This is a genomic window from Vibrio sp. SCP2, from assembly GCF_059295395.1.
On record NZ_JCAFVV010000001.1, the window covers coordinates 223,434 to 238,864 of the forward strand.

Consider the following 15,431-nt stretch of genomic DNA (forward strand, 5'->3'; position numbering starts at 1 on the left):
AGCTATCGACAAAGCCCTAACCTGTTGGTTAGGGCTTTATTTTTTCTACCGATGAAAATCTCTCTGTCGCGTTTTCATGATACATATCAGCCAAGTACTGGGCGAGTTGGTCACATTCTACATCACTCGGGATATAGATATCGTAAACCCTTCGGCGAATTGAAGTATCTGATTCTTGATACAGTAACCACTCTTCACCTTTTCTTTCTACAGACATCTTATTGCCGAACACATTAAAGAAGAATCTCACGCTTACTCTCCAAATTCTAAATACAAAAAATCCCCTCGCTATTCAGCTAAGGGGATTTTGAAGTTACCAAACGTTACTCGTCATCTAAAGGAATCAATTTGGTATTGCCACCATGTGCCTTCTCTCGTCGACGCTGAACGAATGCGTAGAAGCCCGGAATTAAGAATGTACCTGCTAGTAGCACACACAACAGGCCGCCAATCAACGAAATACCGAGTGAGTTTTGGCTTACATGTCCTGCGCCTGAAGCGAATATCAGCGGGAAAATACCCAAGATAAACGACCACGACGTCATGTTAACGGCTCGGAAACGTAGCTTACCACCTTGAACTGCAGCTTCACCAATAGGGACATCTTTCTCTTCACGCTCTACCTTGGCGAATTCCACAATCAAGATTGCGTTCTTCGCCGCTAGCGCTATGAGTAGGACAAGACCAATTTGGGCATACAAGTTCAGTGGTGTTCCAGTTAAGTTCAGCGCAAGGAAGGAGCCCAGCGTTGCGATCGGAACAACTAATATAATTGCCAATGGTATGGTCCAACTCTCATACTGCGCCACCATAAACAGGTAAATAAAGATAAGCGCGAGAGCAAACGCAAATATCGCTTGGTTTCCGGCAAGTACCTCTTGGTATGCCATGCCAGTCCATTCGTACTGATAGCCCTGTGGCAGCACTTCAGCAGCGACACGTTCCATAGCGGCTATAGCATCACCACTTGAGTAACCAGGAGCAGGTTGACCTTGAATCACGGCACTACGATACATGTTGTATCGCCATGCAACATCTGGTTCAAAGATTTGCTCGTAGCTAACCAGCGTACTTAGCGGAATCATTTCCCCACTCGATGAACGTACATGGAAACGCTCTAGGTCTTCCATACCGCGACGGTGTTCGCCATCTGCCTGCATAGTCACACGGAAGTTCTTACCAAACATGGTGAAATCATTCACATACAAAGAACCTAAGTTACCCTGTAGCGTTTGGAATACACTTGAAAGTGGAATGCCAAGTTGCTGGACTTTCTCTCGGTCAATATCAACATAGTAATGTGGAACATTGGCGCGGAACGTACTAAAGGTAAACGCGATTTCTGGCTGTTTGTTCGCCTCTTCGATCATTTGACCCATGACCATTTCTAGATCGGTTCGGCTTCTACCCAAGCTATCTTCCAAGACGAACTCAAAGCCTGACGCTGCGCCCATACCCGGAACAGCTGGAGCTCCCATCGCAAATACAATCGCTTGAGGTAGCTCGGTCGCCGCAATGGCATTGATACGCTGTCCTATCGCATTGGCAGAGTGCTCACCGTCGAGCGCATTTCGCGTATCCCAATCATGTAGCTTGATAAACAGCGATGCACCATTTGAAGCTGAAGCCCCTGTCATAAATGCATAGCCGTTCGCCACGGTTACACCTTCGACACCTGGCTCATTCTGCACCAACTCTACTAGCTGCTCAGTCACTTCTTCAGTACGAGAAAGAGACGCGGTATCCGGCAGCTGAACGTTAACCAGTAAGATGCCCTTATCTTCTTGAGGAACGAAAGCAGTAGAGGTTGTTTTAGCAAAGAAGCTTACTGCTGCGACGGCCACAATAAAGAAGGTAACTAGTAGCACGCTCTTCTTAACAAGGAAACCGGCCACTTGCCCATAACGAGCGGTGACTTTTTCTAAACCCGCATTAAACGCGGTAAACCAACGAGCTGTGTTGCCACCGCCTTGTTTTAAAACCAGAGAACATAGAGCTGGCGATAGTGTTAACGCATTGATGGATGAGATGACTACAGAAATACAGATCGTTAACGCAAACTGTCTGTACATGATCCCTGTAATGCCCGGCAACATCGCGACTGGCAGGAACACTGCGAGCAAGACTAATGTTGAGGTAATGATTGGCCCTGTTACTTCCTTCATCGCAATCAAAGTTGCCTTTCTTGGACTAATGGAAGGATCCTTGGCCATGGTTGTGTCGACGTTTTCAATCACCAATATGGCGTCATCAACCACAATACCAATGGCCAGAATAAGACCAAACAGGGTTACGGTATTGATGGTGAAGCCGGTGGCTTGCATGATGGCAAAGGTACCAATCAAAGACACTGGAATCGCAACGACTGGAATTAGCGTCGCACGCGCACTTCCCAAGAACAGATAGGTAACCGCAATAACTAGCAAGATGGCTTCGATGAGCGTCTTAACTACACCTTTAATCGATTCCGAGACAAACAGCGTTGTGTCATAACTGGTTTCGTACACCATACCTTCTGGGAAGTTGGTGCTTAGCTTCTCAAGCAGTTCCATGACCGCCGCGCCACTTTCTAATGCGTTGGCATCTGACTGCAGAGAAAGCACGACAATTGAAGCATCTTGACCACGGAACTTACCTGTACCGTCATAGAATTTTTTGCCAAGTTCAACGCGAGCAACATCTTTCAAGTAGACAGTAGAGCCATCACTGTTTGCACGTAAAACGACATTTTCAAATTCATCGACGCTTTCCAAGCGGCCTTTAGTCACTAGGTTAAACTGAACCTCTTGTGCACTACTGTATGGCGCTGCACCTACTCGACCTGCGGCTACCTGAACGTTCTGCTCCGCTAGTGCAGAATAAACGTCACTTGTGGTCAGGTTTAGGTTAGCCATTTTTTCAGGATCTAACCAAACACGCATCGCGTATTCACCACCACCAATAACGTTTACGTTACTGATACCTTTAACGCGTGCCAATTGATCTTTAACGTTTAGGTTGATGTAGTTAATTAGGAACTTGTCATCATACTTACCGTCTGGCGAGTAGAAGTTCAGCACCATCAACATATCTGGTGACTGCTTCTGAACAGTCACACCAACCATACGCACTTCTTGCGGTAGCTTAGACTCAATCTGCGACACTCGGTTTTGTACGTTAACCTGAGCCATGTCAGGATCAGTACCAACGTCAAAGGTCACATTTAAGCTGTAAGAACCGTCATTAGCGCTTTTTGACGACATGTAGATCATGTTCTCAACGCCGTTGACGGAGGTTTCTATGGGATCAGCAATGGCCTGCTCAACAACCTCTGCACTAGCACCTGTATAGTAGGCTGAAACGTTAACCGACGGAGGGCTGATTTTCGGGTACTCAGCAACTGGTAAGATCATCAAAGAGATCGCACCTGCTAGCGTGAGTATGATTGATATGACCAGCGCGAACTTAGGACGCTGGATAAAGAAGCGACTTAACATTTAGACCTCGTTATTCAGCTGCCGGTTTTTCGTCAAAACGTACAGGAACGCCATTTCGGATACGTTGTAGACCTTGGGTTATCACCTGTTCATCAGCGCTAACGCCACTTTGAACAATAATGCCCTGCTCTAGTTGGCGACCAAGCTCTACGTTTCTTCGCTCTGCCACATTTCCTTCTGCAACAACCATAACGAAATTGCCTTCAAGGTCGGTTTGGACAGCACGCCGCGGAACAATCACCACATCCTGTGCCTCTTTCTCACGTAGTTCCACACGAATATGCTGCCCAGGTAACAGACGATATTCAGGGTTATCAACGACCGCGCGCATCGCGAGTGTGCCTGTGTTGACGTCGATACGGTTACCTAAGAAATCGAGCCTTCCCAAGTGTTCAAAAGGTTGTCCGTTTTCTAAGACGACTTGCACCTCAACCAGATCTACATCGCCTTCGCCTTTGACTCTATCCATACCGAGTTCGAGACGCTCACGCTCACTCACACTAAAGCTGGTGTGGATTGGGTCTAAGCTAACCAGAGTGGTAAGAATTCCTGACTGCGGGGAAACGAGATCACCAGTACTCACTTTACTTTGTGCAATTCGGCCTGAAAATGGGGCTTTGATTTGAGTATAAGAAAGGTTGACTTCAGCCAAATGCATTTGCGCTTTGCCCGCTTCCAATTGCGCTTTAGCACCAAGGAGCGCCGCATTTAGGTTATCGAATTCAGATTGGGAAATACTGCCTTTCGGTAGCAGGTTTTCACCGCGCTTGAAGTCTAGTTCCGCTTTTTTAAGATTCGCTCTCGCTTGAGCAAGCTCTGCTTTAGCGCTGGCTAGTTGCGCTTCAAAAGAAGACGGCTCAATCGTGTAGAGCAGCTGACCTGCTTCGACCATTTGCCCTTCTTCAAAATGGCGAGACTTAAGATAGCCAGTCACCTGCGCGGTGATGTTGGTATCTTCAACCGCCTCGACACGGCCAATGTAAGATTTACTTTGTTGATGAGAAGTGAATTTCGCTTGCTCGGCGACAACCAATTGTGGCGGAGCTTGATTTTGTCCTTTTGTAGTTTCGCCGCATCCTACGAGAAAAAGCGCACTACTGAGCGCTGTGAAGAGAATTGTTTTTTTCATGAATAAACCGTTAGGTAATTAAAAATGGGCTTATCTAAAACTACCTAACGGCCACAAAGCAAATGTCCGAGAATTATCAGGGAAACAACCTTATTTGTTTCAACCTGTTACAACATCTAACTTAGTGTGAGATTCGACACTGTTTGCCAGGTCCTTTCCCGATTTCCATGTATAGACTAACTCTGGAACTTGATTTCCACACGGCGCATTCCACAAGCGCTCGATATGGCAGTCGCCGCCAAGGTGTTCGTAGAAGTCTACAGCTTGTTTGTTGTCTTTCATTACTTCAAGGTATACACCGTTATCAGGAAAGTATTGTGCGATCCACTTCGCCATTTCTGAAAGCAGTTTGACACCTAACCCGCGTCCTCTATATGAAGGGTCTACATGCAATGCATCAATAATGGTGCCTTTCTCAAAGTCGTGGTTACCGAATGCGCAAATAAAACCACACAGTAAACCACCTTCTTCGATAAGAAGAACATGTTGGTTGAAGGGAGGATTGATAAGACGTGTTTGCCAAATAGCCATTCTTTCATCGAGCACTTCGTTCTCTAGAAAGTCTTTGCCCAAAATACCTTGGTAGAACAGCTTCCAGCTCTGTGCATGCAGAGTAGCAATGCGCTCATAGTCGCTATATTCAGCTACTTTTAATTCCATTTATAGTTCCTTATTACTTCCTGTAAGGATTGCTTACCTCTTCATACTATAAAACATTTAACTAAAAGCCAAACATTCTGAAACTAGTTACGCAAGAAATTGAATAATTATCTAGCCAAACTAACGATTACAAACTTAGTTACATATTCGATGCACTAAAGGCGTGAGTTAGACATCAAACTCCTTAATTCCGTTTGACTTACAGTTGTACGCTGATATTCTAGCGCACAACTGTTAGCTGAAAGGAAATCACCATGTCGGGCTCTAGCAAACCACCTCTGATTTGGTTAAATGTATTTATCTTCTTATCCTCTTTTATCGTCGCTGTTGCTGTCGTGCCCTGGTATGGCATGACCTCGGGTTACGGCGTCGAACACCTCATTTGGTTTTTAGTCGCGTTCTCTTTCTGTAACCTTTCAATCACGGCGGGTTATCATCGCCTTTGGTCGCACAAAACCTATGAAGCTCACTGGTCTTTGCGCTTCCTTTTCGCTTTAGGTGGCGCCTTTGCACTCCAAAACAGTGCGCTGCATTGGAGCTCAGATCATCGCATTCACCACAAGCATGTCGATAACAACGACAAAGATCCATATTCAGCAAAACGTGGATTTTGGTTTTCCCATATTGGCTGGATGTTGCGTGAGTACAATGCCAATACTTTTGAAAACTACAGTAACTGCCGTGATTTACAGAAAGACAAAATCGTTATGTGGCAACACAAGTATTATGTACCTTTAGCCATTGCGACTAACTTTGGTATCCCTATCGCGCTTGGATTATTGCACGGCGATATCTTAGGTATGCTGCTAGTTGTTGGCGTTTTGCGGTTGGTACTTAGCCATCACTCGACGTTTTTCATTAACTCTTTGGCGCACATCTGGGGAAGCCAGCCATACACGGACAAGAATACCGCTCGTGATAACGCTGTGCTTGCTGTGTTTACTTTCGGCGAGGGTTACCACAACTACCACCATATCTTTGAGAACGACTATCGCAACGGCATCTACTGGTGGCAGTACGATCCTACCAAATGGTTGATCAAATCTTGCTCTTGGCTAGGTCTAACAAAGAAGCTTCGCGTTACGCCTAAGCTGATCATCGAAAAAGCCAAAGCTAAACAATCCCTCAGCACCGCATCGCGTAACATTAGTAAACTACCTAACGCTGCGCTGCTTAACGAAGCGTTGAATAAAGAGTTTGAAGCGCTGATGGGTAAGATGTCTGATTACTACGAAGTGAAGAAACAGGTGCTAGAGGCAAAGAAAAACGACCTCGCCAAGAAGTATGAGAAATCGCTACTTAAACTTCGCTATCAGCAAATGAAGCAAGAACTTGCTACGCAAAGAAAAAGTTGGGAAAGCATGGTTGCCCAATACGCCTAACATTAAAAAACGGAAGCCGAGGCTTCCGTTTTTACATCTTCAATTGGAATTCAATACAATCGATCGAAGTGCCGTGCAACTCCGCATAATCTTGAACAACCTTCACTGGCTGGAAGCCATTATTGGTCAGCACTTTCTGCGATGCTGGATTTTCTAGTGCAGCGTAAGCGATAACCTTTTTTATTCCTTTCTGTTCGACTAGTTTCCTCACTTCAGAAACCGCCCACTTAGCCACACCTTGATTCGTTGACGCTTTGCCAACTCGATACCCCAAATGAGCACTGCGACGCACCGAGTCAAGGTTAGTCAGATTGATCCTGCCGATGATTTGGTCATCAAAACTTTTAATAAGCAGCGGGATCATTTCATTGCATTGATAGTCGAGTAAGAACTCACGGATATGTTGCTGCACACCTTGTATCGAATAGAAACCCTCTTCGCGTGGCGGGATAAATTCTTCAAACCAAGCTTTGTTGTCTAGTTCAAACTCCAGCAAGGCTTCAGCATCTTTTAATGTAATGAGTGCCAGTTTCACTAACGAGTTCCTTGTTATTGCTCCTTGATAAAAGAGCTCTGTTGTCATCAACCAGAGCCCTCTTTATTTTGCTATTTTCTTTTGCCACGATTGGCGTGAATCTTAAGCTTCGCCTTCATTTTGCGCTTGTCTGAATTACGACCTCTACGACGTGGCGATTTTTCTGGTTCGATTTCTTCGATCAAGCTCGGCTCAAAGCCTTGGAGCCATTCTTGAGGCAGTTTACTGTCGAGTAAGCGTTCTATTGCTTCGAGTAGGTACTCTTCATCACGGCTCATTAACGATACCGCGAATCCTTCTTTTCCAGCGCGGCCAGTTCGACCGATACGATGAACGTAGTCTTCCGCTTTGTAGGGCATATCGAAGTTAACAACCTGCTCAAGCTGCTGAATATCAAGTCCACGAGCGGCTACATCGGTGGCAATAAGTGCTCGAACTTGACCTGACTTAAAGTCATCCAGTGCTTTCTGGCGTGCTCCTTGGCTTTTATCACCATTAATCGAAGCCGCTTTGATGCCGTCAAGTTTAAGCTCTTTCGCCAATGCATCACTCCCTTGCTTGGTTTTAGTAAACACCAACACTTGTTGCCAGTTTCTTGAGCCAATTAAGTACGCTAATAGTTCCGCTTTGCGCTTTTTATCAACCGGATACACCATCTGCTTTACTGTTTCAGCGGTACTGTTGGAAGGGGTTACTTGAACTTCTACCGGCTCATTGAGCATTTTATAGGCGATGGTTTTGATTCGTTTATCAAAGGTTGCAGAAAAGAACAGAGTTTGACGATCTTCATTGCAGCGCTTAAGGATGCGTTTGATATCCGGCATAAAGCCCATATCCAACATTCGGTCTGCTTCATCCAGTACCAAGTATTGCGTTTTGAACAGGTTGATGTTTTTGCAGAACATATGATCGAGCAGACGCCCGGGTGTAGCAATCAGAATATCGCAACCCTCGCTTAGGTTACGAGTTTGTACGTTCATGCTTGTACCACCGTAGGCAGTGACGATTTTTATTGTCGTTTCTTGTGCATATTGCACTAAGTTATCGTACACCTGTTGAGCTAACTCACGGGTAGGGACAAGGACCAGAGCGAGAACATCGTTACTTTGAGGATCGCGCTTCACATCAGACGCAAGCAGCTTATGCAAAATAGGCAGACCAAACGCCGCAGTTTTACCCGTTCCGGTCTGAGCACCAGCAAGGACATCTGCACCCTCAAGAACATGTGGAATAGCCTGAGCCTGTACTTCGGTTGGTTGGCTAAAACCGAGTTTTTCAGTGGTTTGGGTAAGTGTTGAGCAAAGCCCTAGTGCTTCAAATTGTGTCGACATGCGCGTAACCTTTAATTGCAAGGCGGACGATTCTATCAAAAACTTTTGCTCGCAGTTAGCACATCAGGGTAGAAGGTGGAAAATGTCTCTACCAAGTGGTCATAATTTCGCTCAATATGTGGAAAACAGTCACTTAACCGCGACATTCTCGGAGATCGAGCAGACATTCGTTGCAACGCATATTCAATATTGTCTAGATGTTGATAAGACTCCAACCAGCGTCCCTGCCACATCGCAGTGGAGACACGTAAAAACCGTTCTGGTAGTTCATTGTGGCTGTCGAGAGACACCCGATGCTCTGCTTGTTGGCAAAACTCATTCAGCGAGTTTGAGTGGAACTGACTCCACTGCTTCGCTAAGCAGTGGTCCCAAAACATATCTAAAGCGATACCGGAAAAACGCCTTACTCCATTGGGAAATAAGCTTTTTACTTCGAGAACTTGCTCATGATGGTCTGTGAATGAATCGACATATCGGTGCAGGCGCACGCCTTGGGAAACATTGTTAGGGAACTGAGACTCAGGATTACCTTTTACAAAGTCACCTAATAAGTTGCCAAGTAAGTTCGAGTCGCAATGATCTGCAATGTGTAAGTGGGCGAGATAGTTCAATCGAATAGCCTTGCAATAATGTCTACCTCTTCAATAAAAGCACAAAGCCAGCGCGAATGCACTGGCTCTTTCTGTTGGCTACATTAGTAGCAATATCATCGTTGAAGAATTGTTATTTGAAGATTTCTTCTGCGAGTTCTTCAATTGACTGCTCATAGTCTGAGAGCTCAAAGCCAATTTCCATCGCATCTAATAGCTCAAGGCATTCTTCATTTACTGATTGGTCACTCATTCTGACCTCCTTAATAAAAACACTTCTTAAGACCCATAAACAAGTCTCTACTTGAATATGTGGTTCTATTGTTCCTTTTTAAACCACTTATATGACAGTTTTTTGAAAGGGAAAAGTAAATTGTGGCCACGATTTGAAACCAATCCCAAGTAAACGATTACGTCGTGGGCAATTCCCATTCTGTACACCATTATTTACAGAAATGGTAATTTAACTGTACAAAAAGCTTGATCCCGTTTGAATTATTTTACACAATCGCACTTATGGTAGTTATAAACACCATATTTTGAATATTTATTAGCCTATACAGCTACAAAAGCACATTAAAACGTAAAGATTATTATACAATGACAAAATCAAAGGTATTGGGTAGTACTTTGATCATTGCAGGCACCACCATTGGTGCAGGCATGCTGGCACTGCCACTCGCATCCGCCGGAATCGGTTTCTCTACATCTCTAATGATCATGATCGCATTGTGGGCCTTAATGGCTTACACCGCGCTGTTAATGATTGAAGTCCACCAGCATGCTGAACAAGATGCGACCTTGCATACGTTAGCCAAGCAGTTTCTTGGCACCAAAGGCAAGTGGGTCGCGAGTTTTGCCATGATGTTCTTATTCTATGCCCTGTGTGCTGCGTACATTGCTGGTGGCGGTGCTCAATTTGCTGAGCGTATTGCCGGTTTCACCAACATAGAAGTTTCGAACACGACATCTACTTTAGTTTTCACCCTCATCGTTGCGTCTGTTGTGACTATTGGCACCGCTACGGTAGATAAAGTGAACAGAGTGCTATTTTTGGTTAAGATTGTCGCCATGGCGATGGTACTCACTTTCTTAGCGCCAAACGTCACAGAGTCTTACCTTTTGAGCATGCCTGTAGAACAAGGATTGGTCATCGCAGCCATTCCTGTGATCTTTACTTCATTTGGATTCCACGGCAGCATTCCTGCCATTGTGAATTACCTTGATGGTCATACCCCTTCACTACGTAAAGCGATTTTGGTCGGTTCTGCTATCCCTCTAATTATTTATGTATTTTGGCAAGTGGTAACGCTTGGCGTTGTTAACCAATCTACGTTGCTTGAAAACCAAGGTCTTAGTGCATTAATTTCAACGCTTGCAACAACAGTGCACGCTTCTAACCTAGGCCAAACTATTGGTATTTTCGCCGACTTAGCCCTACTGACCTCTTTCTTGGGTGTAAGTTTAGGCTTGTTTGAATTCTTAGGTGATACCCTGAAGAAGCAGGGAAAAGGCAACTCACGCGCTCTGGTTGGTATAATTACTTTCCTTCCTCCAATGGGATTTGCTCTCTTCTACCCGCAGGGCTTTATCATGGCGCTTGGTTATGCCGCTATTGCACTTGTCGTTCTCGCAATCTTTTTACCAATATTGATGGTAAAGAAGGCACGCGCTCAATCTGATTCAGAGCACTATCAGGTGCTTGGTGGTAATCTAGGTCTCGCGGTTGGAAGTACTGTGGGCGTCCTGATCATCGGCGCACAGATTCTTATCACAGCAGGTTTCCTACCCGCTTTAGGATAACCCTTGTCAGTACAACCAAGAAATCATACAAAGACGCCTATATTGGCGTCTTTTTTTGATCCCTTTTCAGCGAATATGGATAAAACTTGTATCTATTTGGTAATTTTTTACTGCTTAACCCGTTCTTATTAATCGATAACGAAAACAATCGATGAGGTTGATATGAAAGTGAAGTTTAAGTTTGTCCTATCCGCTCTCGCAGCCGTAGCTGCCCTTGCCTCTTTTGTAGGTACCGCAGAAAGTGACATGCAAAAAAACACAACTTCAAAAGGATACGAAGTTGCCACACTCGCAGGAGGCTGTTTTTGGTGTACAGAGTCAGACCTAGAAAAGTTTAATGGCGTATTGGACGTTGTTTCTGGGTATTCAGGTGGCGATTTACAAAACCCAACCTATAAGCAAGTATCGTCAGGAAAATCCGGCCATATTGAAGTCATAGAAGTAAAATATGATCCAAAAGCGGTTAGCTATGAACAGATTCTCGACCAGTTCTTCCGCCATATCGATCCTACGGACAATAAAGGTTCATTTGTCGACCGCGGGCGTCACTATCGACCTGCGATCTTTTATCATAACGATGAACAAAAAATGATCGCTGAGCAGTTTATGGCAGAGATCGATGCATTAGGTATCTTCAAGAAACCATTAAAAACAGAACTGATTAAATTCGAAAAGTTCTGGCCGGCAGAGAACTACCACCAAGACTATTACAAGCGTAATAAAGTTCGTTACAACTACTATCGATATGCTTCGGGTCGTGACCAGTATCTTGATGAAATCTTTGGTGATGATCGCGAAGAAAATCCAGTGACATTACGTCAATTGATTGATGAGAAAAATGCTGTCGCCAACATCAAAGCTTACAATAAGCCTTCAGATAAGCAGATCAAGGCGAAGCTGACGGACTTACAGTACTATGTCACTCAAAAGGAAGGGACAGAGCGTGCCTTCAACAATGAATATTGGGATAACAAAGAAGCGGGTATTTACGTCGATATCGTTTCTGGAGAACCACTATTCTCGTCGACAGATAAATATAAGTCAGGTACGGGTTGGCCGAGTTTTACCAAGCCGATTAATGATGGTTACATTGTCACTAAAACAGACTATCACCTGCTTTATCCGAGAACTGAAGTAAGAAGCCGCTTTGCTGATTCACACTTGGGTCATGTATTTAAAGACGGCCCTGCACCAACAGGCCTGCGCTACTGTATGAACTCTGCAGCGATGAAGTTTATCCCTGTTTCTGAGTTAGAAAAAGAAGGCTACGCAGAGTACCTATACTTATTCGACAGTTAATCCATCCAAACGTCGACCAAGGAGCCAATTCCCATCCGGATTGGCTCTTTTCTTATCTAGTCTTACATCAAAGTTATTGATTATTTTTTCTGTTTTTATGCAATTTATTTGCTCGATACCCTTTCTCCTATTTGTGAAGACAAGGAGAATCACAATGAGTTTAAATATCAAAGCAGTTACATTAGGAGTACTCGCGGCTACCTTAGGCGTTACCAGTGCTCATGCAAACGCTAACGAGCAGTACTATGATTTTGGTTTTGTCGGAGCGAGCGGCACTTTCGGCCAATCTGTATTTACTGACGGTGATAAGGGACAAGCCTCTGCAGAGCCGAACCTGTTTTATAACGGCAAATATGGCTTTGTTGATGGCAGCTTAGTTAACGTTTCCGTGTTGCCGTATCTTGGTATTTCAGGTCAATGGCGATTTTCAGAAGTATCCAACGATTTTGATGAGCTTCCAAGTGGAGTTCAAGATCGTGATGGCAATGGTGAGCTTGGTGTAACCATTGGTACGGTAGGTGCACGATTAACCTTTCTTCACGATGTCACAAGTGAACACAAAGGTTATGAAGTTCAACTTCATCTAGGTAGAACGCTAGATTTGCCCTTTGATAACTTAACGTTAACCCCATACATTGAAGTTGACTACCGTGACAAGAAACTCTCACAGCACCTTTACAATGTTAGCGCTATTGAAGCGAGTCAGTCTCGATTCAGTGCATTTGAAGCGAAGCAATCTTGGGTTTATCAAGCGGGCTTGATTGGTATCTATACCCTTACACCAGATTGGCTTGGCTTGGCTAAACTAGAGCTACAACATCACGACTCAAATAGCCCGCTCGTGCAGCGCGACTTAGGTTGGGTAGCAAGTCTTGGCGTCGTCTATAAGTTTACTGATTAACGGCTAACAAATCTTAATGAAGAAAAAATAAAAACCCAGTGGCTCTTCGCCTACTGGGGTTTTAACTATTGCGGCTTTTATTTCATAACTCGGGCTTTGAAGTTACGACCTTTCATTTTACCGGTCTGAAGCTGTTTAAGGGCAGCTTTAACAATGTCATGTTCAACGGCGACATAAGAGACCATTGGTAAAATGTTGATCTTACCAAACTTCTTACCATCCAGCCCCGCTTGCTTTGTTAGAGCTCCCAAGATGTCCCCTGCGCGTACTTTCTGCTTTTTGCCACCCAGGATTTGTATGGTTTGCATCTTAGGATAAAAAGGACGCTCAACTGGCTTTTCAGGCAGTTGTGAAGGCGTAATCACAATATCCATGTACTCATCGATACGAGCCACACGATACTCTTCTTTCTCACTATAGAAACTAAACGCCACCCCTTTTGAACCTGCGCGACCTGTACGGCCAATACGGTGAACATGCACCTCTGGATCGCGAGATAGCTCAAAGTTAAATACGGCATCAAGGTTGTCAACGTCCAAGCCACGCGCCGCAACGTCCGTCGCGACCAGAATTGAAATACTTTTGTTGGCAAACATGGTTAACGCTTGTTCGCGTTCACGTTGCTCCATATCACCATGCAACTCAACCACGCTAAAGCCTCGATGGCTTAACTCATCAGTCACGTTCTGAACTTCTTTCTTAGTGTTACAGAACACTACTGAAGATTCAGGCTTATGAGTCAGCAGCAATGTTTCCAGCGCATCATCGCGTACTTCAGTTGTGTCTAGCTTGTAGAATCGCTGCTCGATGGTACTCTTTTGATGAGTCGATTCTACTTTCACCATTTCTGGGTTAACCATCACCTTGGCAGAAAGTGATTCAATATTGTCAGGGAACGTCGCACTAAATAGCAGTGTTTGGCGCTTAGTTGGTGCCACTTCAATGATGGTATCAATCGCTTCTTCAAAACCCATCTCAAGCATTCGGTCAGCTTCATCAAGCACGAGCGTATTGAGTTCATCAAGACTAATACGCCCTTTTGACATATGGTCTAGAATACGACCTGGCGTGCCCACCAAAATATGTGCGCCATGCTCCAGCGAGCCAATCTGAGGCCCCATTGGCATACCGCCACATAGGGTCAGAACCTTAATGTTGTGAATGCCACGCGCTAAGGTACGAATCTCTTTCGCCACTTGGTCGGCAAGCTCACGAGTTGGACAAAGAACCAAGGTCTGAACCCGGAATCGTTGCACGTTTAGGTTGCTCAATAAGCCCAATGAAAACGTCGCTGTCTTACCTGAACCTGTTTTTCCCTGACCAATCACATCTTTGCCTGCCAATACCATTGGTAAAGCCTGCTGCTGAATAGGCGTCATTTGGGTGTAGCCTAAGCTGTCGAGTGTTTCTAGCAGTTCGCTACGAAGACCAAGCGTCTTAAATGAAGTTGTCACAATATTAACCTTAGTGGTTTATCGAAAGTGTCTTACTCTCGATCTAAAAAGTAAAAACCGCCTCAATAGAAGCGGTTTTGAATAAGCCGATAATCTAATCGCTGCCCTATCGAATCCCGTGAAGAAACTCGTGTCTTGTCGCCGGATTAGATTTAAAAATTCCGCCTAAAGCGGTCGTGGTTGTTTCGCTGGTCGCATCCATAACGCCACGCGACTTAACGCAGTAATGCGTTGCATCGATTGTTACCGCCACATCATCTGATTCTAGAAGCGTTTGTAGGGCAACCAAAATCTGCTGCGTCATGCGCTCTTGAACTTGTGGGCGCTGAGCAAAAAAGCGAACAATGCGATTAATTTTCGAAAGACCGATGATCTTACCACGAGGAATGTAAGCGACCGCCGCTCGCCCATCAATCGTTACAAGGTGATGCTCACAGGTACTTGTCACGGTAATATCTTTAACGCGAACCATTTCGCTCACGTCCATTTTGTTTTCGATCACCGTGATTTTCGGGAAGTTTGAATAGTCTAAACCAGAGAAGATTTCATCTACATACATCTTCGCGATACGATGCGGTGTTTCTTCAAGACTGTCATCGGTAAGGTCAAGCTCTAGCAGAGAGAGAATTTCACGCATATGGTGCTGAATTTTCTCTTTTTTCTCTTCTCGATTGAACTGATTAGGAGCCATTGGCGTCTCTAATCCTCGACGTTCTAGCGCATCTTTTACCAACTTTGCGGATTCGCTAAGACCTGACATACCACTTCCTCTCATTTACCCCTTTAGGATGGCTGACAAGGATACTCGGATTTTTGAATAATTACACCCATATTTTATCGGAGGTCATTATTGCACAAGGCTTTCTGTGGT

At 44.7% G+C, this 15,431-nt stretch carries 13 protein-coding genes; 4 read left to right on the forward strand and 9 right to left on the reverse strand.

Annotated features, from left to right (window positions below; genetic code table 11):
* Positions 1-28 precede the first annotated feature (28 nt).
* The 4 genes from AC5O63_RS01100 to AC5O63_RS01115 all read right to left on the reverse strand — a co-directional run bounded on the left by AC5O63_RS01100 (position 29) and on the right by AC5O63_RS01115 (position 5,265).
* Positions 29-250, reverse strand: coding sequence for a DUF7661 family protein (locus AC5O63_RS01100; RefSeq protein ID WP_494503578.1), 222 nt, complete (start codon positions 248-250; stop codon positions 29-31).
* A 73-nt stretch (positions 251-323) separates the two neighbouring features.
* A complete protein-coding gene (locus AC5O63_RS01105) occupies positions 324-3,476 on the reverse strand; it encodes an efflux RND transporter permease subunit (protein WP_425667149.1) in 3,153 nt (1,050 codons plus the stop codon).
* A gap of 10 nt (positions 3,477-3,486) precedes the next feature.
* Complete coding sequence (locus AC5O63_RS01110; protein ID WP_494503579.1) at positions 3,487-4,605, reverse strand: efflux RND transporter periplasmic adaptor subunit; 1,119 nt, start codon at positions 4,603-4,605, stop codon at positions 3,487-3,489.
* A gap of 99 nt (positions 4,606-4,704) precedes the next feature.
* Complete coding sequence (locus AC5O63_RS01115) at positions 4,705-5,265, reverse strand: GNAT family N-acetyltransferase (protein ID WP_367937841.1); 561 nt, start codon at positions 5,263-5,265, stop codon at positions 4,705-4,707.
* A 254-nt stretch (positions 5,266-5,519) separates the two neighbouring features.
* On the opposite strand from AC5O63_RS01115, the gene AC5O63_RS01120 reads away from it, so the two are divergent.
* Positions 5,520-6,647 carry an acyl-CoA desaturase gene (locus AC5O63_RS01120; RefSeq protein ID WP_494503580.1) on the forward strand — a complete coding sequence of 376 codons (1,128 nt, stop codon included), beginning with the start codon at positions 5,520-5,522 and terminating at the stop codon, positions 6,645-6,647.
* Between the two features lie 31 nt (positions 6,648-6,678).
* Here the strand turns inward: AC5O63_RS01120 and AC5O63_RS01125 are convergent, their stop codons facing one another.
* The 3 genes from AC5O63_RS01125 to AC5O63_RS01135 form a co-directional block, all read right to left on the reverse strand.
* On the reverse strand, positions 6,679-7,182 hold the full coding sequence (locus AC5O63_RS01125) for a GNAT family N-acetyltransferase (protein WP_494503581.1): 504 nt from the start codon (positions 7,180-7,182) through the stop codon (positions 6,679-6,681).
* 71 nt (positions 7,183-7,253) lie between these two features.
* On the reverse strand, positions 7,254-8,513 hold the full coding sequence (locus AC5O63_RS01130; RefSeq protein ID WP_494503582.1) for a DEAD/DEAH box helicase: 1,260 nt from the start codon (positions 8,511-8,513) through the stop codon (positions 7,254-7,256).
* 35 nt (positions 8,514-8,548) lie between these two features.
* Positions 8,549-9,124, reverse strand: coding sequence for an acyl carrier protein phosphodiesterase (locus tag AC5O63_RS01135; RefSeq protein WP_494503583.1), 576 nt, complete (start codon positions 9,122-9,124; stop codon positions 8,549-8,551).
* Between the two features lie 579 nt (positions 9,125-9,703).
* Here AC5O63_RS01135 and AC5O63_RS01140 point away from each other — a divergent pair.
* The 3 genes from AC5O63_RS01140 to AC5O63_RS01150 all read left to right on the forward strand — a co-directional run bounded on the left by AC5O63_RS01140 (position 9,704) and on the right by AC5O63_RS01150 (position 13,106).
* Positions 9,704-10,906, forward strand: a complete 1,203-nt coding sequence (locus AC5O63_RS01140) for an aromatic amino acid transport family protein (RefSeq protein ID WP_494503584.1) — start codon at positions 9,704-9,706, stop codon at positions 10,904-10,906.
* A gap of 162 nt (positions 10,907-11,068) precedes the next feature.
* On the forward strand, positions 11,069-12,205 hold the full coding sequence (gene msrB, locus AC5O63_RS01145; protein ID WP_494503585.1) for a peptide-methionine (R)-S-oxide reductase MsrB: 1,137 nt from the start codon (positions 11,069-11,071) through the stop codon (positions 12,203-12,205).
* Positions 12,206-12,359: 154 nt separating this feature from the next.
* Positions 12,360-13,106: a MipA/OmpV family protein gene (locus AC5O63_RS01150; protein ID WP_494503586.1), complete on the forward strand. Its 747-nt coding sequence runs from the start codon at positions 12,360-12,362 to the stop codon at positions 13,104-13,106.
* 77 nt (positions 13,107-13,183) lie between these two features.
* On the opposite strand, the gene dbpA is transcribed toward AC5O63_RS01150, so the two are convergent.
* Entirely contained in the window at positions 13,184-14,560 is a 1,377-nt protein-coding gene (gene dbpA, locus AC5O63_RS01155; protein ID WP_494503587.1) for an ATP-dependent RNA helicase DbpA, read from the reverse strand.
* A gap of 106 nt (positions 14,561-14,666) precedes the next feature.
* Complete coding sequence (gene folE / locus AC5O63_RS01160) at positions 14,667-15,320, reverse strand: GTP cyclohydrolase I FolE (protein WP_004746842.1); 654 nt, start codon at positions 15,318-15,320, stop codon at positions 14,667-14,669.
* Positions 15,321-15,431 lie beyond the last annotated feature (111 nt).

Coding starts and splice junctions, on each gene's coding strand:
- AC5O63_RS01115 (WP_367937841.1), bottom strand. CDS start 5,265: ATGGAATTAAAAGTAGCTGAATATAGCGACTATGAGCGCATTGCTACT.
- AC5O63_RS01140 (WP_494503584.1), top strand. CDS start 9,704: ATGACAAAATCAAAGGTATTGGGTAGTACTTTGATCATTGCAGGCACC.
- AC5O63_RS01110 (WP_494503579.1), bottom strand. CDS start 4,605: ATGAAAAAAACAATTCTCTTCACAGCGCTCAGTAGTGCGCTTTTTCTC.
- AC5O63_RS01130 (WP_494503582.1), bottom strand. CDS start 8,513: ATGTCGACACAATTTGAAGCACTAGGGCTTTGCTCAACACTTACCCAA.
- AC5O63_RS01150 (WP_494503586.1), top strand. CDS start 12,360: ATGAGTTTAAATATCAAAGCAGTTACATTAGGAGTACTCGCGGCTACC.
- msrB (WP_494503585.1), top strand. CDS start 11,069: ATGAAAGTGAAGTTTAAGTTTGTCCTATCCGCTCTCGCAGCCGTAGCT.
- AC5O63_RS01120 (WP_494503580.1), top strand. CDS start 5,520: ATGTCGGGCTCTAGCAAACCACCTCTGATTTGGTTAAATGTATTTATC.
- folE (WP_004746842.1), bottom strand. CDS start 15,320: ATGTCAGGTCTTAGCGAATCCGCAAAGTTGGTAAAAGATGCGCTAGAA.
- AC5O63_RS01105 (WP_425667149.1), bottom strand. CDS start 3,476: ATGTTAAGTCGCTTCTTTATCCAGCGTCCTAAGTTCGCGCTGGTCATA.